1 protein-coding gene is annotated in these 1,073 nt (G+C 66.5%); it reads left to right on the forward strand.

Going from position 1 to position 1,073, the window contains the following annotated elements:
• Positions 1-1,073, forward strand: a 1,073-nt coding sequence (locus tag ACXJKL_RS21420; RefSeq protein ID WP_457209008.1) for a GMC family oxidoreductase, incomplete at both ends; no start/stop codon positions are given.

Here is a 1,073-nt window from a genome sequence, read left to right on the forward strand (position 1 = left end):
AGGTGCCCAAGGGCCTCTCGAAGGTCGCCGGCGACCCGGAGTACTGCATCTTCACCCCGACCGAACCGATCGCCCCGTTCGGCATCCAGGAGACCTGGTTCCGTGGACGTGGCATCGGCGGCTCGAGCGCCATCAACGGCATGGTCTACAACCGTGGTTCCCAGGCCGACTTCGACGGCATCGTCGAGCAGGGCAACCCCGGCTGGGGCTGGGACGAGATCCTCCGCATCTACAAGACGATCGAGGACCACTCCCTCGGTGGCAGCGAGACCCGTGGCGCCGGCGGCCCGCTGAAGGTCGGCGTCCGGACGTACGACGACGACCTGTCGCCGCTGATCATGGAATCGGCGACCAAGATGGGTCACCAGCGCGTCGAGGACATCAACGCCTCTGACGAGGAGCGCATCGGCTACACGCCCGGCACCATCCGCAACGGACGGCGCCAGAGTGCCGGCAAGGCCTTCCTCAAGCCGGCTCGCAAGCGCCCCAACCTGACGGTCAGGACCGGCGTCGAGATCACCCAGGTGCTGATCGAGAACGGCGCTGCCGTCGGCGTGACCGGCAACGCCGGAGGGTCGCCCGTCGAGTTCCGCACCACGGGGACCGGCGAGGTCATCCTGTCGGCCGGAAGCCTCGGTTCTCCGAAGCTGCTCCAGCTCTCCGGCGTCGGGCCGTCAGCCGTCCTCAAGGAGGCCGGTGTCGATGTCATCGTCGACTCCGAGAACATCGGCGAGGGCCTGCGCGAGCACCGCTGCCTGTCGATCCAGTTCCGCCTCAAGAGCGACCTCGGACAGAACAAGAAGATCTACGACACCAAGCACCAGAACTGGGAGGGCTTCAAGTACCTCTTCACGCGCAAGGGTCCGATCGCCACCCCGGCCTACGAGATGATGTGGTTCTTCAAGGCGCTGGAGGAATCTGAGCGTCCCGACGCTCAGGTCCTCGTGACCCCGATGTCGATGGGGGTCGGGATCCAGAAGTACGACGTCGAACGCCGCCCCGGCTTCATGATGCTCGGCTTCGCCCTCCGCCCCGACAGCCTCGGTTCGGTCCACATCACGTCGGCCGACCCG

Source organism: Nocardioides sp. P5_C9_2, assembly GCF_054049555.1.